The sequence below is a fragment of the Citrobacter sp. TBCS-14 genome (assembly GCF_005280805.1).
GTDB lineage: Bacteria > Pseudomonadota > Gammaproteobacteria > Enterobacterales > Enterobacteriaceae > Citrobacter > Citrobacter gillenii.
Genome location: NZ_SZWM01000896.1, coordinates 1 through 205, shown reverse-complemented (window position 1 = coordinate 205; position 205 = coordinate 1). Strand labels below are relative to the sequence as shown.

1 protein-coding gene is annotated in these 205 nt (G+C 52.2%); it reads right to left on the bottom strand.

Features of this window, described 5'->3' with window-relative positions:
- The coding region (locus FDX22_RS21945) for a UDP binding domain-containing protein (RefSeq protein WP_304571802.1) at window positions 1-205 on the bottom strand (205 nt) is incomplete at both ends.

Below are 205 nucleotides of genomic sequence, written 5' to 3'. Positions count from 1 at the left end.
GTCCAGTTTCGCCAGTTGGCACAGGCCATCCAGTTTTTTCGGCAACTGATGGATATTCGGTTCAACCACCAGCGTCTCGCCGCTGTGCCAGCGTGCGATACTTTGCGCCACCCCCATTGCCGGGCTTTCACGTAAATCATCAATATTCGGTTTGAACGCCAGACCAAAACAGGCAATTTTTACGTCGCTGGCACGTTTATTGGTC